Origin of the sequence: Streptomyces sp. LHD-70 (assembly GCF_031157275.1) — a bacterium.
GTDB lineage: Bacteria > Actinomycetota > Actinomycetes > Streptomycetales > Streptomycetaceae > Streptomyces.
Map to the genome: position 1 here is coordinate 350,467 of NZ_JAVIFW010000002.1, position 25,113 is coordinate 375,579.

28 protein-coding genes and 1 pseudogene are annotated in these 25,113 nt (G+C 70.0%); 11 read left to right on the top strand and 18 right to left on the bottom strand.

Annotation, left to right across the window (positions count from 1 at the left end; genetic code table 11):
• Window positions 1-975 carry a helix-turn-helix transcriptional regulator gene (locus tag RCO28_RS06540; RefSeq protein ID WP_308940001.1) on the top strand — a complete coding sequence of 325 codons (975 nt, stop codon included), beginning with the start codon at window positions 1-3 and terminating at the stop codon, window positions 973-975.
• A 137-nt stretch (window positions 976-1,112) separates the two neighbouring features.
• Here RCO28_RS06540 and RCO28_RS06545 read toward each other — a convergent pair whose 3' ends face one another.
• The 6 genes from RCO28_RS06545 to RCO28_RS06570 all read right to left on the bottom strand — a co-directional run bounded on the left by RCO28_RS06545 (window position 1,113) and on the right by RCO28_RS06570 (window position 6,615).
• On the bottom strand, window positions 1,113-1,658 hold the full coding sequence (locus RCO28_RS06545) for a Clp protease N-terminal domain-containing protein (RefSeq protein WP_308940002.1): 546 nt from the start codon (window positions 1,656-1,658) through the stop codon (window positions 1,113-1,115).
• Window positions 1,658-1,867, bottom strand: coding sequence for a helix-turn-helix domain-containing protein (locus RCO28_RS06550; RefSeq protein ID WP_308940003.1), 210 nt, complete (start codon window positions 1,865-1,867; stop codon window positions 1,658-1,660). The genes RCO28_RS06545 and RCO28_RS06550 overlap by 1 nt, the downstream gene beginning before the upstream one ends.
• A 145-nt stretch (window positions 1,868-2,012) precedes the next feature.
• Entirely contained in the window at window positions 2,013-2,975 is a 963-nt protein-coding gene (locus tag RCO28_RS06555; RefSeq protein ID WP_308940004.1) for a zinc-binding dehydrogenase, read from the bottom strand.
• Between the two features lie 72 nt (window positions 2,976-3,047).
• Complete coding sequence (locus RCO28_RS06560; protein ID WP_308940005.1) at window positions 3,048-4,616, bottom strand: alkaline phosphatase D family protein; 1,569 nt, start codon at window positions 4,614-4,616, stop codon at window positions 3,048-3,050.
• On the bottom strand, window positions 4,613-5,191 hold the full coding sequence (locus RCO28_RS06565) for a phosphoesterase (protein WP_308940006.1): 579 nt from the start codon (window positions 5,189-5,191) through the stop codon (window positions 4,613-4,615). Before RCO28_RS06565 ends, RCO28_RS06560 begins: the two co-directional genes overlap by 4 nt.
• A gap of 215 nt (window positions 5,192-5,406) precedes the next feature.
• Complete coding sequence (locus RCO28_RS06570) at window positions 5,407-6,615, bottom strand: NADP-dependent malic enzyme (RefSeq protein ID WP_308940007.1); 1,209 nt, start codon at window positions 6,613-6,615, stop codon at window positions 5,407-5,409.
• A 696-nt stretch (window positions 6,616-7,311) separates the two neighbouring features.
• Between RCO28_RS06570 and RCO28_RS06575 the strand changes: the two genes are divergently transcribed.
• Genes RCO28_RS06575 through RCO28_RS06585 form a run of 3 tightly spaced genes read left to right on the top strand, consistent with a single transcriptional unit; the run spans window position 7,312 to window position 9,995 of the window.
• Window positions 7,312-8,262: an ABC transporter substrate-binding protein gene (locus tag RCO28_RS06575; RefSeq protein WP_308940008.1), complete on the top strand. Its 951-nt coding sequence runs from the start codon at window positions 7,312-7,314 to the stop codon at window positions 8,260-8,262.
• Between the two features lie 42 nt (window positions 8,263-8,304).
• On the top strand, window positions 8,305-9,237 hold the full coding sequence (locus tag RCO28_RS06580) for an amino acid ABC transporter permease (RefSeq protein ID WP_308940009.1): 933 nt from the start codon (window positions 8,305-8,307) through the stop codon (window positions 9,235-9,237).
• Entirely contained in the window at window positions 9,234-9,995 is a 762-nt protein-coding gene (locus RCO28_RS06585; protein ID WP_308940010.1) for an amino acid ABC transporter ATP-binding protein, read from the top strand. The genes RCO28_RS06580 and RCO28_RS06585 overlap by 4 nt, the downstream gene beginning before the upstream one ends.
• 66 nt (window positions 9,996-10,061) lie before the next feature.
• Here RCO28_RS06585 and RCO28_RS06590 read toward each other — a convergent pair whose 3' ends face one another.
• A complete protein-coding gene (locus RCO28_RS06590; protein WP_308940011.1) occupies window positions 10,062-10,838 on the bottom strand; it encodes a class I SAM-dependent methyltransferase in 777 nt (258 codons plus the stop codon).
• Window positions 10,839-10,941: 103 nt separating this feature from the next.
• On the opposite strand from RCO28_RS06590, the gene RCO28_RS06595 reads away from it, so the two are divergent.
• Window positions 10,942-11,679, top strand: coding sequence for a CGNR zinc finger domain-containing protein (locus tag RCO28_RS06595; RefSeq protein WP_308940012.1), 738 nt, complete (start codon window positions 10,942-10,944; stop codon window positions 11,677-11,679).
• Between the two features lie 17 nt (window positions 11,680-11,696).
• Here the strand turns inward: RCO28_RS06595 and sodX are convergent.
• Window positions 11,697-11,951, bottom strand: a pseudogene (gene sodX, locus RCO28_RS06600) (nickel-type superoxide dismutase maturation protease); the annotation flags it as partial.
• 288 nt (window positions 11,952-12,239) lie between these two features.
• On the opposite strand from sodX, the gene sodN reads away from it, so the two are divergent.
• Window positions 12,240-12,635, top strand: coding sequence for a superoxide dismutase, Ni (gene sodN, locus RCO28_RS06605; RefSeq protein ID WP_190081992.1), 396 nt, complete (start codon window positions 12,240-12,242; stop codon window positions 12,633-12,635).
• A gap of 426 nt (window positions 12,636-13,061) precedes the next feature.
• On the opposite strand, the gene RCO28_RS06610 is transcribed toward sodN, so the two are convergent.
• Together RCO28_RS06610 and RCO28_RS06615 are read right to left on the bottom strand one after the other, a co-directional pair.
• Window positions 13,062-13,883 carry a class I SAM-dependent methyltransferase gene (locus RCO28_RS06610; RefSeq protein WP_308940013.1) on the bottom strand — a complete coding sequence of 274 codons (822 nt, stop codon included), beginning with the start codon at window positions 13,881-13,883 and terminating at the stop codon, window positions 13,062-13,064.
• Complete coding sequence (locus RCO28_RS06615; protein WP_308940014.1) at window positions 13,880-15,214, bottom strand: XRE family transcriptional regulator; 1,335 nt, start codon at window positions 15,212-15,214, stop codon at window positions 13,880-13,882. The genes RCO28_RS06610 and RCO28_RS06615 overlap by 4 nt, the downstream gene beginning before the upstream one ends.
• 103 nt (window positions 15,215-15,317) lie before the next feature.
• On the opposite strand from RCO28_RS06615, the gene RCO28_RS06620 reads away from it, so the two are divergent.
• Genes RCO28_RS06620 through RCO28_RS06630 form a run of 3 tightly spaced genes read left to right on the top strand, consistent with a single transcriptional unit; the run spans window position 15,318 to window position 17,341 of the window.
• A complete protein-coding gene (locus tag RCO28_RS06620) occupies window positions 15,318-15,833 on the top strand; it encodes an ATP-binding protein (protein ID WP_308940015.1) in 516 nt (171 codons plus the stop codon).
• A gap of 36 nt (window positions 15,834-15,869) precedes the next feature.
• Window positions 15,870-16,988 carry a hypothetical protein gene (locus RCO28_RS06625; protein WP_308940016.1) on the top strand — a complete coding sequence of 373 codons (1,119 nt, stop codon included), beginning with the start codon at window positions 15,870-15,872 and terminating at the stop codon, window positions 16,986-16,988.
• Window positions 16,985-17,341, top strand: coding sequence for an ASCH domain-containing protein (locus RCO28_RS06630; protein ID WP_308940017.1), 357 nt, complete (start codon window positions 16,985-16,987; stop codon window positions 17,339-17,341). Before RCO28_RS06625 ends, RCO28_RS06630 begins: the two co-directional genes overlap by 4 nt.
• Window positions 17,342-17,364: 23 nt before the next feature.
• Here the strand turns inward: RCO28_RS06630 and RCO28_RS06635 are convergent, their stop codons facing one another.
• The 3 genes from RCO28_RS06635 to RCO28_RS06645 all read right to left on the bottom strand — a co-directional run bounded on the left by RCO28_RS06635 (window position 17,365) and on the right by RCO28_RS06645 (window position 19,894).
• On the bottom strand, window positions 17,365-18,573 hold the full coding sequence (locus tag RCO28_RS06635) for an MFS transporter (RefSeq protein ID WP_308940018.1): 1,209 nt from the start codon (window positions 18,571-18,573) through the stop codon (window positions 17,365-17,367).
• Between the two features lie 66 nt (window positions 18,574-18,639).
• The gene (locus RCO28_RS06640; protein WP_308940019.1) at window positions 18,640-19,050 is read right to left on the bottom strand and encodes a MerR family transcriptional regulator; all 411 of its coding nucleotides are present in this window, start codon (window positions 19,048-19,050) and stop codon (window positions 18,640-18,642) included.
• A 319-nt stretch (window positions 19,051-19,369) separates the two neighbouring features.
• Window positions 19,370-19,894, bottom strand: a complete 525-nt coding sequence (locus RCO28_RS06645) for a carboxymuconolactone decarboxylase family protein (protein ID WP_308940020.1) — start codon at window positions 19,892-19,894, stop codon at window positions 19,370-19,372.
• 14 nt (window positions 19,895-19,908) lie between these two features.
• Between RCO28_RS06645 and RCO28_RS06650 the strand changes: the two genes are divergently transcribed.
• Together RCO28_RS06650 and RCO28_RS06655 are read left to right on the top strand one after the other, a co-directional pair.
• Window positions 19,909-20,439 carry a MarR family winged helix-turn-helix transcriptional regulator gene (locus tag RCO28_RS06650; protein WP_308940298.1) on the top strand — a complete coding sequence of 177 codons (531 nt, stop codon included), beginning with the start codon at window positions 19,909-19,911 and terminating at the stop codon, window positions 20,437-20,439.
• A 107-nt stretch (window positions 20,440-20,546) separates the two neighbouring features.
• Complete coding sequence (locus tag RCO28_RS06655; protein WP_308940021.1) at window positions 20,547-21,416, top strand: hypothetical protein; 870 nt, start codon at window positions 20,547-20,549, stop codon at window positions 21,414-21,416.
• Here the strand turns inward: RCO28_RS06655 and RCO28_RS06660 are convergent, their stop codons facing one another.
• From RCO28_RS06660 to RCO28_RS06680, 5 genes are all read right to left on the bottom strand, one after another.
• Window positions 21,417-22,670, bottom strand: coding sequence for a sigma-70 family RNA polymerase sigma factor (locus RCO28_RS06660; protein WP_308940022.1), 1,254 nt, complete (start codon window positions 22,668-22,670; stop codon window positions 21,417-21,419). It abuts the gene before it with no gap.
• A gap of 56 nt (window positions 22,671-22,726) precedes the next feature.
• Window positions 22,727-23,137 (bottom strand): YciI family protein, encoded by a 411-nt coding sequence (locus RCO28_RS06665; RefSeq protein WP_308940023.1) that lies wholly within the window; start codon window positions 23,135-23,137, stop codon window positions 22,727-22,729.
• Between the two features lie 202 nt (window positions 23,138-23,339).
• Window positions 23,340-23,591, bottom strand: coding sequence for a hypothetical protein (locus RCO28_RS06670; protein WP_308940024.1), 252 nt, complete (start codon window positions 23,589-23,591; stop codon window positions 23,340-23,342).
• An 84-nt stretch (window positions 23,592-23,675) separates the two neighbouring features.
• Window positions 23,676-24,257 (bottom strand): dihydrofolate reductase family protein, encoded by a 582-nt coding sequence (locus RCO28_RS06675; protein ID WP_308940025.1) that lies wholly within the window; start codon window positions 24,255-24,257, stop codon window positions 23,676-23,678.
• Window positions 24,258-24,390: 133 nt separating this feature from the next.
• Entirely contained in the window at window positions 24,391-24,993 is a 603-nt protein-coding gene (locus RCO28_RS06680; protein WP_308940026.1) for a GNAT family N-acetyltransferase, read from the bottom strand.
• Window positions 24,994-25,113: the final 120 nt, after the last annotated feature.

The window sequence follows — 25,113 nt, forward strand, 5'->3', positions numbered from 1 at the left end:
ATGCCCCCCGTCTTCGCCCACGGCCGCCTGCGCCTCTACCTCCTGGGACTCCTCGACGAGGCGCCGCGCCACGGCTACGAGGTGATCCGGCTCCTGGAGGAGCGCTTCCAGGGCCTGTACGCGCCCTCGGCGGGCACCGTCTACCCGCGCCTGGCCAAGCTGGAGGCCGAGGGCCTGGTCACGCACACCACCGAGGGCGGCCGCAAGGTCTACTCGATCACCGACGCGGGCCGGGCCGAACTGGCCGACCGCAGCGGCGAGTTGGCCGACCTGGAGCTGGAGATCCGCGCGTCGGTCGCCGAGCTCGCCGCCGAGATCCGGGACGACGTCCGCGGTGCCGCCGGTGACCTGCGGCGCGAGATGCGGGCGGCGGCGAGCGAGACCCGGCGCGGCACGGCGTCCGGCGGGGCGGGCGGCAAGGCCGACGACGGGGAGGGCTCGTTCGGCGACAGCGAGGCCTGGCGGGCCGCGAAGGAGGAGCTGCGTCGGGCCAGGCAGGAGTGGAAGGAGCAGGCCCGCCGCGCCAAGGACGAGTCGCGCCGCGCCCGCGATGAGGCCCAGCGCGCCCGCCGCCAGGCCAAGGAGGCCGAGGACGAGGCGCGCGACGAGGTCCAGCGGATCGCGAAGCGCGTACAGGACCAGGTGCAGGACCACTTCGCGCGCGGGGACTGGCCCACGGGGCTGCGGGAGGGCCTGGCCGAGATCACCAAGGAGTTCGGGCGCTTCGGCAAGCAGGGCGCTGCCGCGGGCTCTGCCACGCCAGCGGAACCCGCCGAACCGGCGTGGGTACGCGAGGAATCCACCGGCGATCCGGCCCGCGACCTGGACCGTCTCCTGGACCGCTTCCGCGACGACATCCGGGACGCTGCCCGCGACAACGGCGTGACGGAGTCCCAACTCCGCGACGCCCGCCGCCACTTGTCCGCCGCGGCGGCACATATCGGGGCGGTGCTGCGGGGGGCGGACGGGGGCTGAGGCACCCCGGGGAACCCCCAGGGGGCTCCGCCCCCGGCCCCGCTCCTCAATCGCCGGAGGGGCTCAATTTGAGCCCCTCCGGCGATTGAGGAGGCCCGTCCGGCAGGACTTTCGGGAAGGGGTGGGTAGGGGAAGAATCAACCGCCCCCCAACACCCGCACCACCGCATCGTAAGAACCCCCGTACGCCCCCAGCACATCCCGCACAACCCCCGGCCGGACGGCCAGGGCCAGCAGCAGGTGCTCGTCGCCGATGGTCCGGTCCCCGCGACCGATCGCGACCCGCAGCGACTGCTCCAGAACCCCCTTGGACTCCCGGTCGAACGGACGGTGCCCGGTGAAGCGGCGACGCTTCGTGCGCGTACGCCCCAACGCCCCCTCCCCATGGGCCTCTTCGACGCGCGAGACGATCGCGCCGACATCGATGCCGAGCCCGGCAAGGGCCGCCTCGTCCGCCTCGGACACTCCCCCGCGTCGTCGCGCCTCGGCGAGCGCGGCGACGACCGCGGAACGCCGCTCGACGACGCCGAGCTCGGCCAGCGCGTACGCCGCCTTCGTACCCTCGGCGTCGAGGAGGGCAAGGAGCAGGTGCTCCGCGGTGACCGTGGGGGCGTCGGCCCGTTCGGCGTGGCCGACCGCGCCCTCCACGACGTCCCTCGCCCCTTGCGTGAACCGCTCGAACATCACTGCCTCCCGTACTTCTTGTGCACGGCCTGCCTGCTGACGCCCAGCTCGGCGGCGATCTCCTGCCACGACCAGCCCTGGTTCCGGGCGCTGCGCACCTGGACGGACTCGAGCTGTTCGAGCAGCCGCCGCAGTGCGGCGACCGCCCGCAGCCCGATGCGCGGGTCACGATCTCCGGCTCGCTCGGCGAGATCCGTTGCCTCGGTCATGACGTCAACTTACGTTGACACACCTCGACCTGTCAACCTCGATTGACACATCCACGTACATCCACGTACCAGCACGTACGTGCACATACGAGAAAGGCCCGGTCGGCGCGCACGCACGCGCGCGCCGACCGGGCCCCGGGAAGGCTCAGACCGTCAGCACGATCTTGCCGAACTGCCCGCCCTCCGCCAGCCGCTCGAAGCCCTCGCGGGCCCGGTCCAGGGGAAGCTCCTCGTCGATGACCGGCCGGATGCCGGTGTTGGCGCAGAACGCGAGCAGGTCCTCCAGCTCGTCCTTGGAGCCCATCGTGGAGCCGACGACCTTCAGCTCCAGGAAGAAGATCCGGGTCAGCTCGGCGTGCGAGGGCCGGTCGCCGCTGGTCGCGCCGGAGATCACCAGCGTGCCGCCGGGCTTCAGGGACTTCACGGAGTGCGACCAGGTGGCCGCGCCGACCGTCTCGATCACCGCGTCCACGCGCTGCGGCAGCCGGGCGCCCGACTCCACGGCCTCCACTGCACCGAGCTCCAGCGCCCGCTTGCGCTTGGCCTCGTCGCGGCTGGTGGCGAAGACCTTCAGGCCCGCCGCCTTGCCGAGGACGATCGCGGCCGTCGCGACACCGCCGCCCGCGCCCTGCACGAGCACCGAGTCCCCGGGCCGCACCCCGGCGTTGGTGAACAGCATGCGGTACGCGGTCAGCCAGGCCGTCGGCAGACAGGCGGCCTCGGCGAAGCTGAGCTCCTTGGGCTTCGGCAGGACGTTCCAGGTCGGTACGGAGACCTGCTCGGCGAACGTGCCCTGGTAGCGCTCGGTCAGGATCGAGCGGGGCTCGTCCGGGCCGACGCCGTGCCCGGACTGGCCGATGACGGAGTGCAGCACGACCTCGTTGCCCTCGGCGTCGACCCCGGCGGCGTCACAGCCGAGGATCATCGGAAGCTTGTCCTCCCCGAGGCCGACGCCCCGCAGGGACCAGAGGTCGTGGTGGTTGAGGGAGGCGGCCCTGACGTTGACGGTCGTCCAGCCGGGGCGCTCCCCGGGGGCAGGACGCTCCCCCAACTCAAGGCCACTGAGCGGCTGGTCACGGTCGATACGGGCGGCGTATGCAGCGAACATGGCGCTGAGGCTATTGCGGGTACGGGTGCCACGGAACCGTAGCCGGATGTGACACCCCGCACCCGCGACCGATTACGCGTCTCGCCGGTACTGCGCCGGCGACCCCTTGGTCCCCTCGTCCTCGTACGAGCCGACCTCGCCCCGGTCCACATGGAAGCTGGTCAGCGTGCTGACCGGCGACTTCGGGTCGCGGCGGTCGCCGATCACCCGCATATGGGCGGAGAAGCGCTCCGGCGTCACCTCGTACACGTCGTAGCCGTAGCGGTTGCCCTCGAAGTACTTGAGGTGCGGGTTGGCCTTGCCCATCAGGGGGCCGTTGGTCTCGTTCCAGTCGGCGGAGTACGCGCCGGACGTCACCGAGTGCGCCGTGAACTCCGTACCCACGAGCGGCGATTCGGTGTCGTCGAAGTCCACGCGGACGTCGTCCACGAACGCCGAGTGCCAGTCGCCGGTGATGACGACCAGGTCCTCCAGACCGCTCGCGTGGACGTGCCCGAGCACCTCCTTGCGCTCGGCGAGGAAGCCGTCCCACTGGTCGGTGAACATGTACGAGCCGCCGGGCCGGCCGCGCAGCTGGCTCAGCATGATCGAGTTGGCCCAGACGTGCCAGGCGTCCGGCGCCCGGTCGATGCCCTGCTTGAGCCAGGACTTCTGTTCCGCGCCGAGGATCGTCCCGTCGGGCAGGTTCTGCGCGGAGCGGTACGAGCGCAGATCGAGCACCGTGAGTTCGAGCAGATCGCCCCACGTGCGTACGCGGTGGATCTCCGGGTCCGGCAGCGCCGAGCCGCCGAAGCTGTCGCGGTGCGGCATGTGCTCGAACCAGGCCTGGTACGCGGCCGCCCGCCGCTGCATGAACGGCGCCCCGCCGCCCGTACCGCTGTAGTCGTTGACGACCTCGTGATCGTCCCAGGTGAGGAACCACGGGTGGGCGGCGTGCGCCTCGCGCAGGGACGGGTCGCCCTTGTAGAGGGCGTGGCGCCTGCGGTAGTCGGCGAGGGTGAGGACCTCGGGGCCGTCGTGGTCGCGGACGTGCTCCTCGGGGACGCCGCCGACCTGGCCGTGCTCGTAGATGTAGTCGCCGAGGTGGACCACGAAGTCGATGTCCTCGCGGGCGACCGCGCGGTGCGCCGCGTAGTAACCGTCGTGGAACGCCTGGCAGTTGAGGGCCGCGAACCGGACCTTCGAGACTTTTCCGAGCGGAGCGGTACGGGTGCGGCCGACGCGGCTGGTCCTGCCGAGGGCCTTGAACGCGTACCAGTAGTGCCGGTTCGCGGACAGGCCCGTCACGGGTATGTGGACGCTGTGCCCGAGCGTCGCCGAGGCCGGTGCCTTGCCGCGGGCGACCACGCGGCTGAGCTCCGGGTCGGCGGCGACGGTCCACTCGACCTCGACCACCTCGGGCAGCGGCTGCTCGGCGGCGAACGGCTCGGGCGCGAGTCTGGTCCAGAGCACCACGCTCGACGGCTGCGGATCCCCGGAGGCCACGCCGAGCGTGAACGGCGCCGGGTCGTAACGGGCGCCCAGCTGCTCGGCGGCCTCGCGGGCCTGCGCCGGGGTGAGGCCGACACTCAGCGGCCAGAGGGCGCCGAGCGCGCCCGCGACTCCGGCGGCCTTGAGGAGATCGCGGCGGTTGACGGTCATCGGCGGCCTCCGGTGGCGCTCAGGGTGAGGGAAAGGGCGTCCGCGTAACCGTCGTTGGAGGTTCCGCTTCCGGTGCGGGTGAAGACGAGCAGGACGCGTGCGGTGCGCGCACCCGGCGGCACCGCGGCCTCGGCGGTCCGCTCGACCAGGCCGGTCCTCCCGCCGCGTTCGGCCGCGGTGACCGGTCCGAGGACGCTCAGGGCGAGCGGGGTGCCCCGGCTGTCGCGGAACTCCACGGAGAGGCGTACGCCGTCCTCCTGCGCCGCGTAGCCGCCGAGCCAGCCGGTCACGGCGTACCGCACCCGGCCCGCGTCCACGGCGGCCCGCCCGGTGGCGCCCTGCGCGGGCAGTGCGACGTCCTGGAGCAGGGCGGTACGGGGTGAGTCGCCGCCGGAGAAGAAGCGGCTGCCGCGCCGCTCGGGGCCGGGGTCGGCCGGGGTGGGATAGCCGCCGCCCAGGCTGTAGTCGATGAGCGCGGGGGCGCCCTGGACGACCTTCCAGCCGGTGACGGTGGGCACAGGTTCAGCGGTGCCGCCGGGACCGGCCTCGGCGTCGCCGTTGACGACCAGATTCACGCACGCCTCCTGGTAATAGGGGGAGTTGGCGCCGGAATCACATCAGCCGCACGTGAACCTCGGGAAGAGCTTCCGCGAATCTTTCTGTTGGACTTGTATGGACAACTTGCGCTGTGGACGGCGCTGCGGACGTCCGCCTCGGGGCACGTGAAAGGGCCCCGCCTGTCGGCGGGGCCCTTTCAACAGTTCAGCCCGTCAGGGCTCGTACGCCGGGTTCAGCGGCGCGCGACGCCCTCCGCACGGGCCGCGGCCGCGACGGCCGCGGTGACCGCCGGGGCCACCCGCTCGTCGAACGGCGACGGGATCACGTACTCCGCGGACAGATCGTCACCGACGACCTCGGCGAGCGCGTCGGCCGCCGCGATCTTCATGCCCTCGGTGATCTGCGAGGCGCGCACCTGCAGCGCACCGGCGAAGATGCCGGGGAACGCGAGCACGTTGTTGATCTGGTTCGGGTAGTCCGAGCGCCCGGTGGCCACGACCGCCGCGTACTTGTGCGCGATGTCGGGGTGCACCTCGGGGTTCGGGTTGGCCATGGCGAACACGAAGGAGTTCTCCGCCATGGACGCCACCGCGGGCTCCGGGACCGTACCGCCCGAGACGCCGATGAAGACGTCCGCGCCCGCGAGCGCCGCCTCCAAGGGGCCGGACAGGCCCGCCTTGTTGCTGATCTCCGCGAGCTCGCGCTTGACCGGGGTGAGGTCCTCCCGGTCCTTGCTGACGACGCCCTTGCGGTCGGCCACCGCCACGTCGCCGATGCCCGCCTCCAGGAGGAACTTGGCGATGGCGACGCCGGCCGCGCCCGCACCGGAGATCACGGCGCGCAGGTCGCCGAGGGTCCGGTCCGTGAGCTTCGCGGCGTTGCGCAGCGCGGCGAGGGTGACGACCGCCGTGCCGTGCTGGTCGTCATGGAAGACGGGAATGTCGAGGGCCTCCTTGAGGCGGTCCTCGATCTCGAAGCAGCGCGGCGCCGAGATGTCCTCCAGGTTCACACCGCCGAAGGACGGGGCGAGCCGGACCACGGTGTCGACGATCTCGTCGACGCTGGTGGTCTGGAGGGCGATCGGGACGGCGTCCACGCCGCCGAACTGCTTGAACAGAATGGCCTTGCCCTCCATCACGGGGAGGGAGGCTTCCGGACCGATGTCGCCGAGTCCGAGCACGGCGGTGCCGTCGGTGACGACGGCGACGACGTTGGACTTCCACGTGTAGTCGTGGACGAGCTCGGGCTGCTCGGCGATGGCGCTGCACACCTTGGCCACGCCGGGCGTGTACGCGAGGGACAGGTCGTCCTTGTCACGCACAGGCACGGTGGCCTGGACGGCCATCTTGCCGCCACGGTGCAGCGCGAACGCGGGATCGAAGGGCTCTTCCGCGCCCTCCGCACCGGCGTCGCTGCGAGGGTTGACGATCTCCGCTGCCACTTTTGTCTGACCCCTTAAGTCTTATTCGTTGAGGGTGACCACTCCTGGTTTAGGGGTGGGCGGGCACCGCGTCCGTGACTTGCTTCGGCGGTTGGCCCGCCTCCGCAAGGGGAGGTACGCACGCGCGGGCGCGCCGCACACGCGCCCTGAGCCCCGGATGAGGGGTGTAACAGCCCTTTTTACCTGAAGACCGCACGGCCCGGCGAGCGGCATTGGTCACTGACCGGTAAGGCCCTTTTGCCCACCCGCCAAACGAACGATCATCGTTCATCGGGCGGCCACCGGAAATTGCCCCGCACGCTTCCCACCTGCGACGTTCCCCGCACCCCCGACGCCGTACGGACAAGGCACCGGCCGTCCGCTCGTCCGGCAGACCCAACTCGCCCGATAAGCACACAAGGCGCACACTGATTACCCGGAAACAACTGTCCACATGGCGAGATTCGCCGGAGATGGGCAGTTAGCGACTGTTCACCGCCTTGTTCGGCGATTACGCCGCGTTCCCCGCATTGCACGGATCGCTCACCCGACCGCCCGCTATCCGGCACCCGTTATCCGATTTTGACATCGCCGACCCCCTGAAGCCGTGCGTCCGAATGGCAAGATGCGTCAATCACCCGAGGTCGAGGCACTCGAAGCCGCGTGCGGACCGGCCTCATCGCACGGCAGCTCCCTCATCCGCCGGAGGAACCACACATGACCGCAAGCACCACTTGTCGCACGGCCGCAGGCAGGTCACGAATACTCGCGGTCGGCGCCATCGCGGTCGCGGGCACCCTGCTCCTGGCCGGCTGCGGCGACCAGACCGACGCGGCCCAGCGCGCCCGGAGCAGCGAGAGCGCCCCGCTCGCCGACAAGCTCCCGCAGAGCATCAAGGACGCCGGCGTCGTCAAGGTCGGCTCCGACATCGCGTACCCGCCGGTGGAGTACAAAGACAAGGACGGCAAGGTCGTCGGCATCGACCTGGACATCGCCGAGGCGCTCGGTGAGCAGCTCGGCGTCGAGTTCAGCTTCGAGAACGGCACGTTCGACACCCTCCTGGGCGGTCTGCGCTCCAAGCGGTACAACATCGCCATGTCCGCCATGACGGACACCAAGGACCGCCAGAACGGCGTCGACTCGGACACCGGCAAGAAGGTCGGCGAGGGCGTCGACTTCGTCGACTACTTCAACGCGGGCGTCTCGATCTACACCAAGAAGGGCGAGACCCAGGGCATCGAGACCTGGGCCGACCTGTGCGGAAAGAAGGTCGTCCTGCAGCGCGGCACCGTCTCGCACGACCTGGCCCAGGCCGAGTCCAAGAAGTGCAAGGGCGGCAAGAAGATCGCCATCGAGGCCTTCGACAACGACCAGCAGGCCCAGACCCGGCTGCGCTCCGGCGGCGCCGACGCCGGCTCCTCCGACTTCCCGGTCGCCGCGTTCGCCGTGAAGACCTCCGGCGGCGGCAAGGACTTCGAGCTGGTCGGCGAGCAGGTCGACGCGGCTCCGTACGGCATCGCCGTACCGAAGAACAACCCCGAACTGCGGGACGCCATCAAGGCCGCGCTCGACGCCATCATCAAGAACGGCGAGTACGAAAAGATCATCTCGAAGTGGGGCGTCGAGGCCGGCGCCGTCACCGAGGCCAAGGTCAACGGCGGCAAGTGACGACCTCGTGTCGTCGGTAAGGGCATCGGTGAAAGGCAACTCGTGACTGTGGACATCGACAAGAAGGGCCCGGAGGACACCCCTCCGCAGGCCCCGCAGGCCATCAAGGCCGTGCCGGTGCGGCACTACGGCCGCTATCTCTCGGCACTCATCACCCTCGCGGCGCTCGGCGCGATCGTCTTCGCGTTCGCCCAGGGTGAGATCAACTGGGACGCGATCCCCGAGTACTTCTTCGACTCCCGCATCCTCGGCGGCATGCGGGAGACCCTGCTCCTGACCGTGCTCTCGATGGTGATCGGCGTGGCCGGCGGCATCCTGCTCGCGGTGATGCGGCTCTCCAAGAACCCGGTGACGTCGTCCATCGCCTGGTTCTACATCTGGTTCTTCCGCGGCACCCCGGTCCTGGTCCAGCTGTTCGTCTGGTTCAACCTGGGCTTCGTCTTCGAGTACATCAACCTCGGCCCGGTCTACAAGGACGAGTGGTCCGACTTCATGACGCCGTTCCTGACGGCGCTGCTCGGACTCGGCCTCAACGAGGCCGCGTACATGGCGGAGATCTGCCGCGCCGGACTGCTCGCCGTCGACGAGGGCCAGACCGAGGCGGCGCACGCGCTCGGCATGAGCCACTCCAAGACGCTGCGCCGTGTGGTGCTCCCGCAGGCTATGCGCGTGATCGTCCCGCCGACGGGCAACGAAGTCATCAACATGCTGAAGACGACGTCCCTGGTGGCCGCCGTCCAGTACTACGAGCTGCTGCGCAACGCCCAGGACATCGGCCAGAGTTCGGGCGCCACGGTCGAGGTGCTGTTCCTCGCCGCGGCCTGGTACCTGATCATGACCTCGATCCTGAGCGTCGGCCAGTACTACCTGGAGCGCTACTACGCCCGCGGCTCGTCCCGCCAGCTCCCGCCGACGCCCTGGCAGAAGGTCAAGGCCAACATGCTGTCGCTGCGCCGTCCGGAGGTCGCCCGATGAACGCCATGGTCAAGGCCGAGAACGTGCACAAGTCCTTCGGGCACGTAGAGGTCCTCAAGGGCATCGACCTCGAGGTCAAGCAGGGCGAGGTCTTCTGCCTGATCGGCCCGTCCGGCTCCGGCAAGTCGACGTTCCTGCGCTGCATCAACCACCTGGAGAAGGTCAACGCCGGGCGGCTCTACGTGGACGGCGAGCTGGTCGGCTACCGGCAGAAGGGCGACAAGCTCCACGAGCTCAAGGACAGCGAGGTCGCCCTGAAGCGCCGGGACATCGGCATGGTCTTCCAGCGCTTCAACCTGTTCCCGCACATGACGGCCCTCGAGAACGTCATGGAGGCGCCGGTCCAGGTCAAGGGCGAGTCGAAGTCCGCGGCCCGCGAGCGCGCCGGCTCCCTCCTGGAGCGCGTGGGCCTCGCCGACAAGGCGGGCAACTACCCCTCGCAGCTCTCCGGCGGCCAGCAGCAGCGCGTGGCGATCGCCCGCGCGCTCGCCATGGAACCGAAGTTGATGCTCTTCGACGAGCCGACCTCGGCGCTCGACCCCGAGCTGGTCGGCGACGTCCTCGACGTCATGCGTGACCTCGCGGAGTCCGGCATGACGATGATCGTCGTCACGCACGAGATGGGCTTCGCCCGCGAGGTCGGCGACAGCCTGGTCTTCATGGACGGCGGCGTCGTCGTCGAGTCCGGCAACCCGAGGGACGTCCTGACGGATCCGCAGCACGAGCGGACGAAGTCGTTCCTGTCCAAGGTGCTGTAACGCAAGGCAGTTGAATACGAGGAGGGCGGTACGGAAGGTTCGTACCGCCCTCCTCGCATGCTCGGGCTACTTCACGGCAAGCACCAGCGCGTCCGACGGCGAGGCCCAGACCGTACGCGCCTCGGCGAAGCCCTTCTCGCGCAGCACGCGCGCGTGCCACTCGGCGGGCGGGGTGTCGCCGTCGGCGTGCTCGCCGTAGATCTCGAACCGCCGCGCGGTCGGCTCGGCGAGCGCCGGGTCCTTGGCCGCCAGCTGCCACCAGTCCGCCCAGTCCAGGGCGCCCGCGGCCTTGGCCCGGTCCTGGCGCGCGTGCCGCTGGGCGCGGTCGGCGGCGTTGATGCGCGGGGTGGACGGGTCGGGCATGTGGTCGGCGTTCATGAACACCCCGCCGTCCCGGACAAGTTCGGCGACCTGGCCGTAGAGCACGGCGAGCGGTTCGCTGTGCAGCCAGTGCAGCGCGGTGGCGGTGAGGACCGCGTCGTACGCGTCGTACGGCAGCTTCGCGCGCCAGTCCGGGTCCTTGAGGTCGGCGGGGACGAAGGTGACGCGGTCGTCCCCGGCGAAGGTGCCCTCGGCGATGGCGAGCAGCGCCGGGTCGAGGTCGACGCCCGTGCTGACCGCGTCCGGGAACCGCCCAAGCAGCCGGTCCGTGATGCTGCCCGTGCCGCAGGCGAGGTCGAGCACGCGCGGTTGCGGGCCGACGAGGGCCTCCACCAGGTCGAGCATGACGCGGAACCGCTCCTCGCGGTCCGGCATGTACCACTCCTGCTGCCGGTCCCAGCTCGTCTGCCAGGCTTGCCAGTCGGCGACGCCCGCCGTGGTGCCGGTGCTGGTCTCGGTCATGGAACCCTCCCGTACGAAATCACGAGTACGTAATACCCTGGACGCAGCAGCGCCCATTACCTCGGCTGAGGTCGACGATAGCCCGCCCCAGTAAGGACTACAAGTGGAACTGGCCTATTACTCGGACTACGCCGTGCGCCTCGTCAACAGTGAGGAGCCGGCCCGGAACAAGGACTCCCTCACCTCCGTCGAGGCGGTCCGCGAGCTGTTCGGGCCGGGTTCCACGGCGGCCCGCCGCGCCACCGACGCCGACGTGACCCGGTTCCGGTCCGTACGGGCCCGGCTTCGCGCGGTCTTCGAGGCGGCGGACGGCGGCGACGAGACCCTCGCCGTCGACCTGCTCAACTCGCTGCTGCTCGAATTCCCGGTCAGCCCGCAGATCTCCGGGCACGGCCACAGGGATGATGGGGGCACCTCCCTGCTCGAGCGGAGCCGAGAGCTTGGGGGAAACCGGCCGCTGTGGCACATGCACCTCGCCGACCATCCCTCGAACGCGACCGCGGGCTACGCCGCCATCGCCTCCATGGGCCTCGCCTTCCACCTCACCGAGCACGGGGTGGAGCGCCTCGGCATCTGCGAGGCGACGCCCTGCCGCAACGCCTACCTGGACACGTCCACCAACCGCTCCCGGCGCTACTGCTCGGACCGCTGCGCGACCCGCGCCAACGTCGCCGCCTACCGGGCCCGCAAGCGCGAGGAGGCCGACCGGTCGCACAGCACCGGACGTACGGCGGACAGCGCCCAGAGCACCGCACGCAACGGCGAGCGCTGCCCCTCCGAGCGCGGCCTGAACCGGCCCACGACGCGGGCGAGGACCAGCTCCTCGGGCACGGTGCCGTAGTCCGTACTGTCCCCGCCCGCAAAGGAGTTGTCGCCGAGCACCCACCAACCGGCCTCACGGCGCTCGACGGCCCGCTTCACGACGAGCAGGTCCTGCTGGAACGGGTGGCGCAGGACGACGACGTCACCCGGCCGGACCCGCGCCCCGTACCGGACGAGCAGCTGGTCGCCGTGGCGCAGGGTGGGCACCATCGACGGCCCGTGCACCTCGGCCACACCGAACGGCGCCCGCGCCTGACCGGCCCGTCCCGGCTCGCTGCCCTGCTCCCGCATTCCGCACCTCTCGCCCGTCGTTCTCACGCGCGCCGTTCTCACGCGTGCCGTTCTCACGCGTGCCGTTCTGACGCCTGTCGTTCTGACGCCTGCCGTTCTCACGCCTGTCGTTCTGACGCCTGCCGTTCTCACGCCTGTCAACGGATGTCACCAGTCTGCCGTTCGCATCCGTCCCGGGTCCCGGTTCCACCCGGGACTTTTGTCCCAGCCCCTGGGCCCCTCGCGAAATCCCCTCCCTCACGGAGTAATGTCCCCCCTGAGAAGACGATCACGAGGAAGGACAGCTCAATGCTCTCCCGCCTGTTTGCCCCCAAGGTGAAGGTCAGCGCTCACTGCGACCTGCCCTGCGGTGTGTACGACCCGGCCCAGGCCCGCATCGAGGCGGAGTCGGTCAAGGCCGTCCAGGAGAAGATGGCCGGCAACGACGACGCGCAGTTCCAGACGCGCGCCATCGGCATCAAGGAGCAGCGCGCGGAGCTCGCCAAGCACCACGTGTCGGTGCTCTGGAGCGACTACTTCAAGCCCCCGCACTTCGAGAAGTACCCGGAGCTGCACCAGCTGGTCAACGACACCCTCAAGGCCCTCTCGGCCGCCAAGGGCTCGTCGGACCCGGCCACGGGCCAGAAGGCGCTGGACTACATCGCCCAGATCGACAAGATCTTCTGGGAGACGAAGAAGGCCTGACCTTCGCGTTTCGTCACGCACATCGCGTCACACAGAACACCCGGCATCCGCGCGGAGCCGGGTGTTCTGCGTTGTGGGGGGGGTGGCCGACGGGCTGTCTCCGATGGGATCTGGGCCTCCGCGTCACTCGTCCACCTCGACACGGCGGACGCAGTGGACGTGCTCGGCCAGTTCGCCGAACTCCTGCGCCCTGGGGGCGATGTACGTGCGCCTCAAGGCCACTGGCAGCACGGGCTGGCTCGACGAACCCGACGGCCGACGGTGGAACACGGTTGGGACCCGGATGAGTTCGCCGCCGCGGTGGCTGGTGCGGGTTCGCGGTCGACGGTGTGGGCCGGGGCCCGTACGTCGAGGTCTGGGCGACCCACAGCGACTGGCCTCCAGGTCGCGGGTGTGCGATGGAGACGGCCTGACCGGCCCGGCCTCTCAGTGGCGACGGCACACGAGAATGCCGCCAAGACAGTGGATCTCGAACGCCCCGTGTCGGGCGATGTGTTCCTCCAGGAGGGTGCGAGCCCGCGCGATCGTGGACTCGAAGGGCACGTCGTGCTGGTCCGCCCATGCTTGGTACGAGGCCATGTGTGCGACCACGGGGTCGGGATCGGTGACCGTGATGGTGCCGGGTAGTTCGGTCGTCTCGACGCGGCCGAACTCCTCGCCGAGGAAGGCCGGCGCCTTTTCCAGGGAGAACCGGGCGCTGAGCGAGATCCGAGCCGGCCCCCGGTCGGTGCCCAGGACGTCACCGGCCGCCCGTACCCACAGCTCGTCCAGCTCGGCCTTGTCGCGGTCGCTGTTGGTGGAGGCAATCAGCAGGCCGTGATCAGTGACGACGCGAGACAGCTCACGGACTGCCTGCGGGATGTCCGAGGCGTGGTAGAGCATGTGCATCGCTAGAGCGGCGTCGGCGCTCGCCGACGGCAACGGGAGCCTTGCCACATCCGCCACGGCAGCCCCGCCGGGCACGTCGGCGAGGATGCCGGGCGCGATGTCCAGGCCCAGAAGTTCCAGATCGGGTCGGTCTCGGTGCAGACGCTTGATGAACTTGCCGTTCCCGCAGCCGACATCGACGACCCGTCCGTGCACAGCGCTCAGGTGCTCCGTGACAATGCCAGGCAGGTCGTAGCGGGGTCGCTGCCACTGGTAGAGGGACTGCCGGGCGGCGAGGTCCCGGTCACCGTTGTAGGCGCTCCCGGCGAGGCGGTCGCGATCGGTCACAGCGGCGTCGTGGGCGGCGGAGAGGTCGGTCACTTCGGCAGCTCCGGTGGACAGGCGGCGGGCGTGGCCGCGAGAACGGCCGTGTGCTGGAGTCGCTCGCGCAGCTGCGTGGCCTGCGCGGCTCCACCGTACTGCGGACTGTTCAGCTCGCGGCTGAGATCGACAAGTCGCCGGATGATGCTGGCAGAGAGCCTCCCGGGCGGTGCCTCAAACACGAACCGGAGCATGGCCTCGGCGCCGTCGATGTCGGCAAGGAGCAGCTGGCCACGCGCGAGGTCGACATGTGCGGCGAAGAGGTCGCCCACCGACTGGTCGTCGGTCTCCGCATTCCGGTAGAGGCAAACTGCCTTGTCAGCACTGGCGATTGCTTGCTGAACGTGCTCACGTCCTCCGAGGGCCAGGTGCGTCGTCCCGGCGTACGCGAACTGTTTAGCCATCGGGAAGGCGAACACGCCTGGGGCCTCGTCTGCCACCTGCTCCCGCTCGCGGGCACGCTCGGCATCAGCCAATGCAGCGCCCGCCCCTTGCCCGTCACCTGCGATGGCGAGCGCTCTTGCCTCCAGACTGGCCAGGCGCGCTCCGATGCTGCCACCCGCCCGGTGCTGGCGGCCGGCTTGCGCCAGGCGTGCCGCCTGTTCGTACCGACCGGTCCAGTAGGCGATCAACGACTCCACAGCCCGCACCCACGCGAGCAATCCCTCATGCCCAGCAGCCTCGGCACACGCCCGAGCCGTCCGGGCGTGGGTGGCCGCCGAGTCGTAATGGCCGAGGTCCAGACAGACATGGGCAGACAGGCCGCAGAGCCGGGAGGCTGATACGTACAAGTCGCTCGTCTGCTTCGGGCGCTGCCGCCCACGCAGGAGGTTGAACACCCCATCGCGTAACTGCCGGATCTCGACGTACAGCTCCATCAACGGGTGACTGACGTAGGCGCGCGCCAGCCGGGCTACGTCGGCTTCGAGCTGTTCGACCACAAACTCGTCCGCGTTGCGCTGGGCGATGAATCGAGCGAACTCAGCTGACGACGAGGCGTCTGCGGGGGTCTCGTCGGCCGCGGAGCGCGGGGCCGGCGACCACGGCTCACGATTCTCCGGGGCACCAGCTGCTTCCACTCCACTGGCTTTTCTCTTGCTGACTGCGACGGCCCGGTCGAGCAGGGCGACATCGACGTCAAAGACAAGAGCGAGAAATCGCCGGGTGTACGGGACCGGGATGCGAACCTCACGCTCGTAACGCCCGATCTCCTTTCCTGTCTTCGCGGCGCGACCCTCCAGGGCGTTGCACTCATCGGCGACCTGCTGCTGGGTCCAACCGCGCCCGCTCCGCAGCTGAACGAGCAAGGCGCCGATGCCGGTTTCACCCATCCCGACTCCTCGCGGTGTACGAACTGTGGCCCCCATCGTGGCCCCCTGATTGGCCCCCGCGCTGGCTCCCGACCCAAATGAGCTACGACGGTTGACTGTTGGCATGCCCAGCAGAACATGCGACGAGACGAAACAACTCGAAGCGGACAAGAACCAACGGCCCCTGAGCGCCGCCGTCGAACGCCACTCCAGACAATTCACCCGGCGCAAGGCCAATGTGCCCGCCGCTCGAAGGTTCGTCGCGGAGGTGCTCACCCGGTGGGACCACGTGCAACGCCTCGGCGACATCCGCCTGTGCGTATCCGAGTTGGTCACCAATGCGCTGCTGCATGCGCCGGTCGCGGACGGGCTGATCCTCGTACGCCTCGAACTCCACAGCTCGCACGTGCTGCTTGACGTAGAGGACGGCGGAGACGGCACCCCGGCACCGCGCCCTGCCCAAGAGGCCGACGATCACGGCCGCGGCCTACTCCTCGTGGCGGCCCTGGCCGACGCCTGGGGAGTAACGGCCCGACATGGTCCTGGCAAGGGTGTCTGGGCGACGTTCCGGCACAGCACCAGTGACGGCCAACCGACGCCCGCACCCACCCCGCGTGCCACGAACGCCCTCGCGCCCTAGCCGAATGAAGTCCCCTCCGAAGCCAGGGAGTTCCCCATGACCTTCATGCCCGTCTCCCCGAACACCGTGCTGGCCAACGCTCTCACCCATGCCGAGGACGTACTCGCCCCACGCATCCTCGCCGCCCCGCCCGAGAACCTGGTGCTGGTCGTCGGCACGCAGATCAACGGTGCCCCGCACATCGGCACCTCGCTCGTACAGTCCCTCGCCTTCGCCGTGGCAGCCCGCCTCCGGAACCGCTTCAGCCTGCCCGCGGAAGTTCTCTTCGGGGCGCTCGACAACGCGCCCTACGACCTGACCACAGACCCGGCAACCGGCCACCGCTACCAGCGCACCTACGCCCAGGCCCTCGGCGAGCAGGCCCTGGCCGCCTTGGTCGACGGGCTCTACGGACCTCTGCTCGCGATGCTGTCGCGACGCACAGGCATCCCGTTCCGCGTCGAGACGTACACCCAGCAGCAGGCCGGCGAGCACTTTCGCCGAACCTGGTTACGACTCCTCCCTCGCATCGACGCCGCCCGCTGGTGGCTGGCCCCGTCCACCGGGACACCACACGTCCGCGTCCCCTGCCCGAGCCCCGGATGCGGCTGGGCGGAGAAGTACGCCGAGCGCACGCAGGTCAGTCTCGCGGCCCCAGAAGCAGCGGTAGTCAACGCCGTCTGCCTCCACCACGGCCCGTACGACGTCCGCATCACCCCCACCGAAGGCCCTTACCTCGACCTGGCCACCCTGTACCGCAACCTGGTCAAGGAATTGGCCACCGTCGGCCCACCGCATAGCGCCCTGCACGTCATGATCAAGGGCGGCGACTGGGTCTTCGGCTCCCACCTCGTCGACGAGGCCCACCAGGCCGTCGGCCTCACCCGCGCCCAACTCCCGGCTCGCCTCTTCTGCCCGCAGGTCGTCACGGACACCGGTGCCAAGCTGTCCAAGTCCCTGATCCGCGAGGGCCGAGCCCCCTTGCCGGACGGCGCTGCCGACTGGATGCTCGACACCCGGCAGTGGCCCGGCTCGTTGCCCGAGTACGCCGACCGACTGCTCGCCCTGACCGAGACCCTGCTCTCCGACCCGCGGCACTTCTTCCGTTCGTACTCCGCCGCCGAGATCGGCCGCATGATGAACGCCCCAGCAGCCAGGAGCATCCCCGCACCATGACCGACACCACCGCCCGCGTCCATGAACTCCACCTCTACCGCAAGTACTTCGACCTCGTGGCCGCAGGCACCAAGACCATCGAGGTGCGGGTGAAGTACCCGCACCTCGAAGACCTAGCCGCCGGCGACAGCATCCGCTTCCGCATCAAGGGCACCGAGGAGACCTGCGACGTGAACGTCCTCCGCGTCACCGAGTACAAGACCTTCGAAGAACTCCTGGACGGCGAGGGCCCCTCCAACGTCAACCCCAGCTCCGGCCGAGACGATCAGCTCACCAACATCCGCAGCATCTACGGGCCGGAGAAGGAGGCGCTCGGCGCCCTGGCCATCGAGATCGAACTCGCGCGGCCGTAACAGGGAGCTTCGGCAATGCGGTCTCAGACACGAGCGGAGGTGGGGTCAGCCGACTTCGCCTCCGTCTTCAGCCGGCGCGAATCCTTCGGAGCCAGCAGGAAAGAGAGCGCCATCAGAGCGGCTGCGGCCACCGGGACGAACGGAACGCCGAGCGTACCGACGACCGCACCACCCACCGCGGCAGCAACGCCTGTGCCCAGGTAGAGGCCGGAGATGTTCAGGGACAGGGCGGTCATCCCGGCAGCTGGGCCAGCGGCGGCCAGAATGCTGCCCTGTACCGGGGGCGTCAGAGCCCAGGCGAAGACAGCCCAGCAGGCGATTACGGCGGTCAGCACATACCGGTTGCCGAAACCGCTGAAGACGATCCCGGCGGCCAAGGCCAACGCGATCGCGTGCCCGGCAAGGACACGGCGCAGGCTCCGCTGCGGCCCCCAGGAGTCCGCCGCCTTCCCCGAGAGCAGCGCCCCGACCAGGCCGGCGGCGCCGACGAGGAACAGAACGAACGACAGCAGGCCGTACGAGCCATCCGCCACCTCGGCTGTGTACGGACCGAGGTAGGTGTAGAACATCAGCCCACCACTCGCCGCCAAGAACGTCACGGCCACCAAACGCAGCACGGAACGATCTCGCAAAGGGTCGAGGCGCTCGCGCAGCGGTGCCGGGCCCCCGCCGGGCACGGCAGGTGCCGTGGCCAGCAGACCGAACGCCGCGACCGCTCCGACGGCGGCGATCAGCCAGAACGTCGCACGCCAGCCGAAGGCTCCGCCCAGCCACGAGCCCAGCGGTACCCCGCTGAACAGCGCGGCGGTCATCCCGGCCGTCACCACACCGAGGTACCGGCCCTGCGCGCCCTCCGGCGCACCAGCGGCCGCGGTAGTGAAAGCCGCTGAGGCCACCACGGCCGCGCACAGTGCCGCAAGAACGCGCGCGACCATCAGAGTCCAGTACCCGGGCGCGAGCGCTGCCGCCACGTTGGCCACGACGAACAGCGAAAGCCCTACGATCAGCACCGTCCGCTTCGGGAAGCGTTCGCTCACCACGGACAGTGTGGGCGCGCCGACCGCGTAGACCACGGCGAACACCGTCACCAACTGCCCTGCAGCGGCGACGCTCACCCCCAGGTCGTCCGCGACGGCGGGCAGCACACCCGCGATGACGAACTCGTCGGTGGCCGTGGCCAGCAGTGTCAGGAACAGGATGTACAGCCAGCCCGGCAGGGCAGCACTTCTCATCGGTCTACTACCTCCGTGGAACGCGATGCGTCGTCCGCACGCTAGGTAGTGACACCGGTGTCAGGGTCAAGCACTAGAGCGCAGGAGCTCCGCGAAGCCCTCCGTGTCCGCAGCTCCGGCGCGTAGACGGGCGATGTGCGCCACGAGTTCGGCACGGTGCCGCTGCAGCTCCGCCGCCTTGGCCTCCACCACGGCGAGCCGCTGCTCGTACATGGCCAGAACCTCGTCCGGGCTGCCGTCACACGCCAGGAACTCTTCGGTCTTCATGTCCAGACATGGCGCCACGACCCGGATGTCCTCCGCAGTGAGCCCGGCGCCGAGCAACTCTCTGACGTTCAAGACCCGGTTCACGGCACGCTCGTCGTACTCGCGCCAGCCCTTCTGGGTCCGGTCCGCCTCCAGCAGGCCCTGCTGTTCGTAGTAGCGAATGGAACGACGGCTCGCACCAGTGCGCTCGGACAGCTCCCCGATCTGCATGTCGCCTCCTCGTGTAAGCGTTCCTCACGGTACGGGGCTCCTGCTGACCGATCGGAGCACTGTCCCAGGCATGGCCACCGGTCCGCACACAGTCCGCAAGCCACCCACTCAAGACCGTCTCACCCCAACGTCACCAATCACCAAAAGGCCAGGTCAGCGACCTACAGAGAAGATCCCCGCAGGTCACCGACCCGGCCCGTTACTTGGAGACGAAGAAGGCCTGACCTTCGCGTTTCGCCACACGCATCGCGTCACACAGAACACCCGGCATCCGCGCGGAGCCGGGTGTTCTGCGTTGTCCGGACCCTGCGGTCCGCCCTCAGCCCACCAGTCGGTTGGCGAAAGTCGACATCGTGTACGTGCCGATGCCGAGGACGACCTCCAGGGCGTTGCGGCGAGTGTGGCCGTGAGCGAGGAAGTCCGAGAGCTCCGCCTCGGAGACCGCACCGGCCGAGGCCAGTACGGCGAGGGTGAACCGGCGTACGGATTCGAGGCGTTCGTCGTCGAGCGGGCGCTGCCCGCACAGGGCGTCGGCCATCCCCTGCGGGGCGCCGAGCGCGGCCAGCTTCGCGGTGTGCATGGCCACGCAGACTTGGCAGTCGTTGCGTACGGCGACGGCCATGATGACGGTCTCCCGGGCCATCGGGGCGAGCGTGGACTGCTCGAACGCGCTGCTCAACCGCTGGAATCCGTCAAGGAGTTGGGGTGACTCGGCGAGGCGGCCCGCCACGGGCGGGACGTGTCCGAGGTCGCGCTCGATCCGGTGCAGGGCAGGCCGGGAGCCGACCGGCGCGGACTCGACGGTGTGCTCCACGAACGCGACGTCAGGCGACGCGAATTCCATGACTTCCCCCTAGAATCGACAACGTGATTGACGAAAATAAAGTAAAGCAGGTTGTCGATCCTGGCAAGCGCAGCGGAGGCGGGACCCCGGGGTTCGAGCTGCCCCTGCTGCTCTTCGCCGGCTTCCGCACGCTCATAGACAAGCTGCACGCCGAACTCGCCCGCCAGGGCCACCCCGGCATCCGTCCCGCTCACGGCTTCGCCCTGCAGGCCATCGGGCTCGGTCCGGACGCGGCGAGCACCAGCGAGGTCGGCCGGCGCCTCGGCGTGAGCAAGCAGGCAGCCGGCAAGACCGTCGACCGACTGGTCGAACTCGGCTACGCGGAACGCTCCGACGACCCCGCCGACGCTCGCCGCAAGCTGGTCCGCCTCACCGCGCGCGGCCGCGATGCCCTGGCCCGCTCCGCGGCGATCTTCGACGAACTGCGCGCGGACTGGGCCGCGGCCCTCGGCGAGCGCCGCCTCGGCGAACTGGAGGGCGCCCTGCGCGAGGTCACCCCGGCCGACTCCTTCGGTCTGGACGCCTCGGCCTGGCTGCGCGGGTAGGCGGAGTGGTTCCGGGCGGCACGGGATGTACGTGCGCCACGCAGATATCGTGGCCCGTCCGCTGCCCGCACCTTGCCCGTCCGCTGCCCACACACTGCAGGAGACCGATGAGCCCCCTCGCCCCCCGCCCACGCCTCCTCTACGTCACCGACCTCGCGTACGAGGCGCGGGGGCGGCGGTACTGCGACGAGGACATCTTTCTGAGTTCGCGGCTGCGCGCCGGCTTCGGGTTCGAGGTGGCGCTCTGTCACCCCGTGGACGCCGCCGCGCTCCTGGACTCCTTCGATCTCGTGGTCGTACGCAACAGCGGGCCCGTCCTCAACTACGCCGACGCGTACGAGGAGTTCAGGAGGAGCGCGCTCGCCTCCGGGGCAGTCGTCTACAACCCGTTGACCGGCCGGGCCGACATGGCGGGCAAGCAGTACCTGCTCGACCTCACCGCCGCCGGGTTCCCGGTGATCCCGACCGTCGACCGGGCCGCGCACCTCGACCGTCTGCCCGCTGCGGCCGAGTACGTCGTGAAGCCCGCGCTCGGGGCGGATTCCATCGGCCTGCGGGTCGTCCCGCGCGCCGAGCTCTCCCGGTCCCTCGACGACACCGGCCCGGGGCTGCTCGTCCAGCCGCGGATCCCGTTCTCGTACGAGGTGTCCTTCTACTTCGTCGACGACGAGTACCAGTACGCCCTGCGCACCCCCGACAGCGGCGAGCGCTGGCAGCTCCGGTCGTACGAACCCACCTCCGCCGACCTGGAGTTCGCCCGGCGGTTCATCGCGTGGAACACCCTCGACCACGGCATCCAGCGCGTCGACGCCTGCCGCGCTCCGGACGGCCAACTGCTGCTCGTGGAGCTGGAGGACCTCAATCCGTATCTCTCGCTCGATCTGACGGCGCCCGAGGTGCGGGAGGCGTTCGTGGCGCGGATGGCGCGGTCGCTGCGGGAGTGTCTGGCGGCGGCGGGGGCGGCCGGTACGCGCTGATCAGTCCGCGTCCCGCTCCCCCAGCCGCGCCGCACGCGCGCGTAGGTAGCGCATTTCGGGGGCGCTGAGCGTGCGGCGGGCCGCGAGCGCGAAGGCGTCGCGCGCGCCCTCCCGGTCGCCCGCGCGCTCCAGGAGGTGGGCGCGCACGGCGTGCAGCCGGTGGTGGTCGCCCAACGCCCCCTCCAGAGCGCAGAGTTCCCGCAGCCCAGCGTCCGGGCCGTGCACCATCGCGACGGCGACCGTGCGGCCGAGCCGGGCCATCGGCTCCGGGGCGCGCTGCACGAGGAGTTCGTAGAGGGCGAGGATCTGCGGCCAGTCCGTGGCGTCGGCGCGCTCCGCCTCGTCGTGCAGCGCGGCGATCGCGGCCTGCAACTGGTAGGCGCCGACCGGCGGTTGGGCCAGGGCCTCCTCGACAAGGCGCAGGCCTTCGGTGATCGTCGCACGGTCCCAGCGCGTACGGTCCTGCTCGTCCAGCGGGACCAGCTCGCCGTGCGGCCCGGTGCGCGCCGGCGTGCGCGCCTCCGTGAGCAGCATCAGCGCGAGCAGCCCGGTCACCGCGCCGTCCGTGGGCAGCAGCCGACGCACCGCCCTGGTCAGCCGGATCGCCTCGCGCGCGAGGTCCGCGCGGTGCAGGTCGGCGCCCGAGGTGGCCGTGTAGCCCTCGTTGAAGATCAGGTAGAGCACCTGCAGCACGGCCGCGAGCCGCTCGTCCCGGTCCTCGCCGCTCGGCTGCCGGAACCGTACGCCCCTGACCTTCTGCTTCGCCCGGCTGATGCGCTGCGCCATCGTCGCCTCGGGCACCAGATGCGCGCGGGCAATCTCGGCCGTGGTGAGCCCGCCGACGGCCCGCAGGGTCAGCGCGACCTGTGCGGGCGGGGTGAGTTCGGGGTGGCAGCAGAGGAAGAGCAGGGTGAGCGTGTCGTCCTCGGAGGGCGCGCGGCTCTCACCGGGCGCGGGCGCGGTGAAGGCGTCGCGCGGCGTGAGCGCGGCGGCGGTCTCCTCCCGTCGGCGGCGCGCCTCCTCGCTGCGCAGCAGGTCCGTGAGGCGCCGGGACGCGACCCGGATCAGCCAGCCGCGCGGGTTGTCGGGCGGCCCCTGCCGCGGCCACTGCTCGGCGGCGGCGAGCAAGGCTTCCTGTACGGCCTCCTCGGCGAGGTCGAAGTGCCCGTACCGCCGCACGAGCGCGCCGAGGACCTGCGGCGTGTGTCCACGCAGCAGGTCCTCGAGGGGTGCGTTCGACGGCAGGCTCGGCATGCGCGGCTCCCCGTTCTGCGACTGGCCGTTGAGGGGCCGCTCGGCCGGAGGGCGGCTCAGCCCTCGGCGCCCTGGATCGGCCTGATGACCACGGGGTACTCCGGGGCGCCCTGCGGCTGGGGGCACTCCATGATCCGGTTGGCGATCTCGGTGACCCGCTCCAGGCTGTCGCAGTCGAGGACCCAGTACCCGGCGAGCACCTCCTTCGTCTCCCCGTACGGACCGTCGGTGACGACCGGACGGCCGTCCTTGTCCCTGCCGACGTACCGCGTCTGCGCCGGTTCCGCGAGCCCCTGCCCGTCGACCATCTCGCCGGACTCGGCAAGGTCGTTGTTGAGGTTCTCCATGAACGAGAACATCGCCTGCAGGTCCTTCTCGCTCCAGGCCGCCGGGCTGTGCTCGTTCGGCTTGCCGCTCATGGCCTCGTAGTCGGCCTGCGATCCCTGCACCATCACCAGGTACTTCATGGTCCACTCCTTGCTCGGGCCCCTGTGGGGCGACTGTCACAGGGGACGTCGGAGCGTCCCGGCCGTTCTCGACAGCTTCCGCCGAAGTTTGTCGTCCGAGTGTCGTCCCGAGTTTCTGCGGCCTTGAGCGGCGTGCGTTCCGCTTCGCTCCGGGCAGGACGTGGCGGCCGAGTCACCGCCCGGCCCGCCGGTGCCGTCGGGCTCACGAATGGCTCAGCCTGTCGGGGCGCTCGCTACGGCTCGGCTTCCCGTACGACGTGGACTTCGCGTCCCCGCCGCCGCCCTGGTCCACGCACGCGGTGCATCCCTCGTGGTGGCACGGGCCCGGACCCCAGCTCGGCACATACGCCCCGAGCACCTTGCGGCGCTTGACGACCGTCTCCACCGGCTGCTTGCACGCCGGGCAGACATGCTCGGCGCGGCGCGGTGCGGCCTGGTCTTCTTCCTTGGCCATGCGTCCAGGTTATGCCCGTTCGTCACCCCCGACCAGCCGCTCGCCGACGCCGTACGAGCGCCCTACCTCTGCCTGCCGTACGTCCTACCTCTGCCTGCTGTACGTCGTGATCACGTTCCCCCCGCTGAAGGACTTCACCGACTCCAGGGCGAAGTCCCTGATCGCGAACCCGGCCCTGGCCAGCGGCATCCCGGAACCCAGGAAGCAGGGGTACGTCTTGATCACCAACTCGTCGATCTCGTCGACGAGTTGACCTGCCAGATCGGCACCGCCACAGAGCCAGACACCGAGCCCCTCCTGCCGCTTGAGCTCCCGCACCTTCGCGACCATGTCACCGGAGACCAACTCCACCTCCGGCGCGGGCAGCTTCTCGATGCCGCGCGAGACGACGTACTGCTTCAGATGCCCGTACGGACTGGTGACCCCTTGCGGCAGTCCCACCTCGTAGGTGCCGCGCCCCATCAGGACCGCGTCGAACCGCCGGTTCGGCCGGTCGTCGATCCCGAACTGCTGCCGCATCGGCGTCGGCATCATCTCGGGCAGCTCCTCCAGTCCGTACGCCAGATACTCCTCATCCACGTACTTCATGAAGAACTCCGCCGCACCGCTCTCGTCGCCGATGAATCCGTCGATCGACGTGGCGATCAGGTACGTGAGCTTGCGCATAGCGCCCCCCTTGATTCTGCTACTGCGATCGCAGCACTGCACCTATACTGCTTCACTTGCAGTGGTTACGCAAGCCCCCCAGCTCCGCCCCTCACCCTTCGCTCCTCACCCTCCGCTTCTCACCCTTCGCTCCTCACCCTTCGTCCCTCGGCTCCCGCCACATCGGGAACATCCTTGGCCCGTCCGGGAGTTGGACCGCCCTGCCCATGAAGGCGAAGCCCAGCCGCTCGTACAGCCCCCGGCTGCGCTCACTGCTCGCCTCCAGATACGCGGGCATGCCCGTACGGTCGCAGCGCTCCAGGACCGACGTGATCAGCGCCGTGCCGAGCCCCTCCCCCTGCCGTTCCGGAGTCGCCGCGATCAGGAGCAGGTAGTCGTGCGCCCGGTCGTGCGGGTGGACGGCGCCGGTCAACCGCCCGACCAGCTCGGCCCGTTCGTTCTCCGGGTCCGCGATCTCCCGCATCCGGGCGGGGGTGTCGTCCTCCTCCTCCTCCGGCTCCCCGGCCGGCACATGGAGCCAGAGCGCGGCCGCGGCTCCGTCCTCCGTGACGTCGACCCAACCCTCGCTCAGGGCCACGTCGAGGAAGACCCCCATGAACGCGCCGTGCACTTTGCTGCGGTGCGACTCGTCGGGGAAGACCCAACTGCTCACCGGGTCGTACTGGAACGCGTCGTCGAGCAACCGCACCAGGCGCTCCCTGTCACCCTCGCCCGCCCTGCGGATCTCCACGCCCATCTGATCTACTCCCCCAACTGCCGGTGTCTGTCGAGCAGTTGCAGCGTAGATGCGTCTTCCTGGCGGCGGGTGGGCGGCGGAGACACTGGCGCGAACCGGCCGCCGCCTCTGGCCGTCGCC

Bases quoted from the DNA above. Each gene is read 5' to 3' on its own strand.
- RCO28_RS06540 (WP_308940001.1), top strand. From the start codon at position 1: ATGCCCCCCGTCTTCGCCCACGGCCGCCTGCGCCTCTACCTCCTGGGA.
- RCO28_RS06545 (WP_308940002.1), bottom strand. From the start codon at position 1,658: ATGTTCGAGCGGTTCACGCAAGGGGCGAGGGACGTCGTGGAGGGCGCG.
- RCO28_RS06550 (WP_308940003.1), bottom strand. From the start codon at position 1,867: ATGACCGAGGCAACGGATCTCGCCGAGCGAGCCGGAGATCGTGACCCG.
- RCO28_RS06555 (WP_308940004.1), bottom strand. From the start codon at position 2,975: ATGTTCGCTGCATACGCCGCCCGTATCGACCGTGACCAGCCGCTCAGT.
- RCO28_RS06560 (WP_308940005.1), bottom strand. From the start codon at position 4,616: ATGACCGTCAACCGCCGCGATCTCCTCAAGGCCGCCGGAGTCGCGGGC.
- RCO28_RS06575 (WP_308940008.1), top strand. From the start codon at position 7,312: ATGACCGCAAGCACCACTTGTCGCACGGCCGCAGGCAGGTCACGAATA.
- RCO28_RS06585 (WP_308940010.1), top strand. From the start codon at position 9,234: ATGAACGCCATGGTCAAGGCCGAGAACGTGCACAAGTCCTTCGGGCAC.
- RCO28_RS06590 (WP_308940011.1), bottom strand. From the start codon at position 10,838: ATGACCGAGACCAGCACCGGCACCACGGCGGGCGTCGCCGACTGGCAA.
- sodN (WP_190081992.1), top strand. From the start codon at position 12,240: ATGCTCTCCCGCCTGTTTGCCCCCAAGGTGAAGGTCAGCGCTCACTGC.
- RCO28_RS06615 (WP_308940014.1), bottom strand. From the start codon at position 15,214: ATGGGTGAAACCGGCATCGGCGCCTTGCTCGTTCAGCTGCGGAGCGGG.
- RCO28_RS06620 (WP_308940015.1), top strand. From the start codon at position 15,318: ATGCCCAGCAGAACATGCGACGAGACGAAACAACTCGAAGCGGACAAG.
- RCO28_RS06625 (WP_308940016.1), top strand. From the start codon at position 15,870: ATGACCTTCATGCCCGTCTCCCCGAACACCGTGCTGGCCAACGCTCTC.
- RCO28_RS06630 (WP_308940017.1), top strand. From the start codon at position 16,985: ATGACCGACACCACCGCCCGCGTCCATGAACTCCACCTCTACCGCAAG.
- RCO28_RS06635 (WP_308940018.1), bottom strand. From the start codon at position 18,573: ATGAGAAGTGCTGCCCTGCCGGGCTGGCTGTACATCCTGTTCCTGACA.
- RCO28_RS06640 (WP_308940019.1), bottom strand. From the start codon at position 19,050: ATGCAGATCGGGGAGCTGTCCGAGCGCACTGGTGCGAGCCGTCGTTCC.
- RCO28_RS06645 (WP_308940020.1), bottom strand. From the start codon at position 19,894: ATGGAATTCGCGTCGCCTGACGTCGCGTTCGTGGAGCACACCGTCGAG.
- RCO28_RS06655 (WP_308940021.1), top strand. From the start codon at position 20,547: ATGAGCCCCCTCGCCCCCCGCCCACGCCTCCTCTACGTCACCGACCTC.
- RCO28_RS06660 (WP_308940022.1), bottom strand. From the start codon at position 22,670: ATGCCGAGCCTGCCGTCGAACGCACCCCTCGAGGACCTGCTGCGTGGA.
- RCO28_RS06665 (WP_308940023.1), bottom strand. From the start codon at position 23,137: ATGAAGTACCTGGTGATGGTGCAGGGATCGCAGGCCGACTACGAGGCC.
- RCO28_RS06670 (WP_308940024.1), bottom strand. From the start codon at position 23,591: ATGGCCAAGGAAGAAGACCAGGCCGCACCGCGCCGCGCCGAGCATGTC.
- RCO28_RS06675 (WP_308940025.1), bottom strand. From the start codon at position 24,257: ATGCGCAAGCTCACGTACCTGATCGCCACGTCGATCGACGGATTCATC.
- RCO28_RS06680 (WP_308940026.1), bottom strand. From the start codon at position 24,993: ATGGGCGTGGAGATCCGCAGGGCGGGCGAGGGTGACAGGGAGCGCCTG.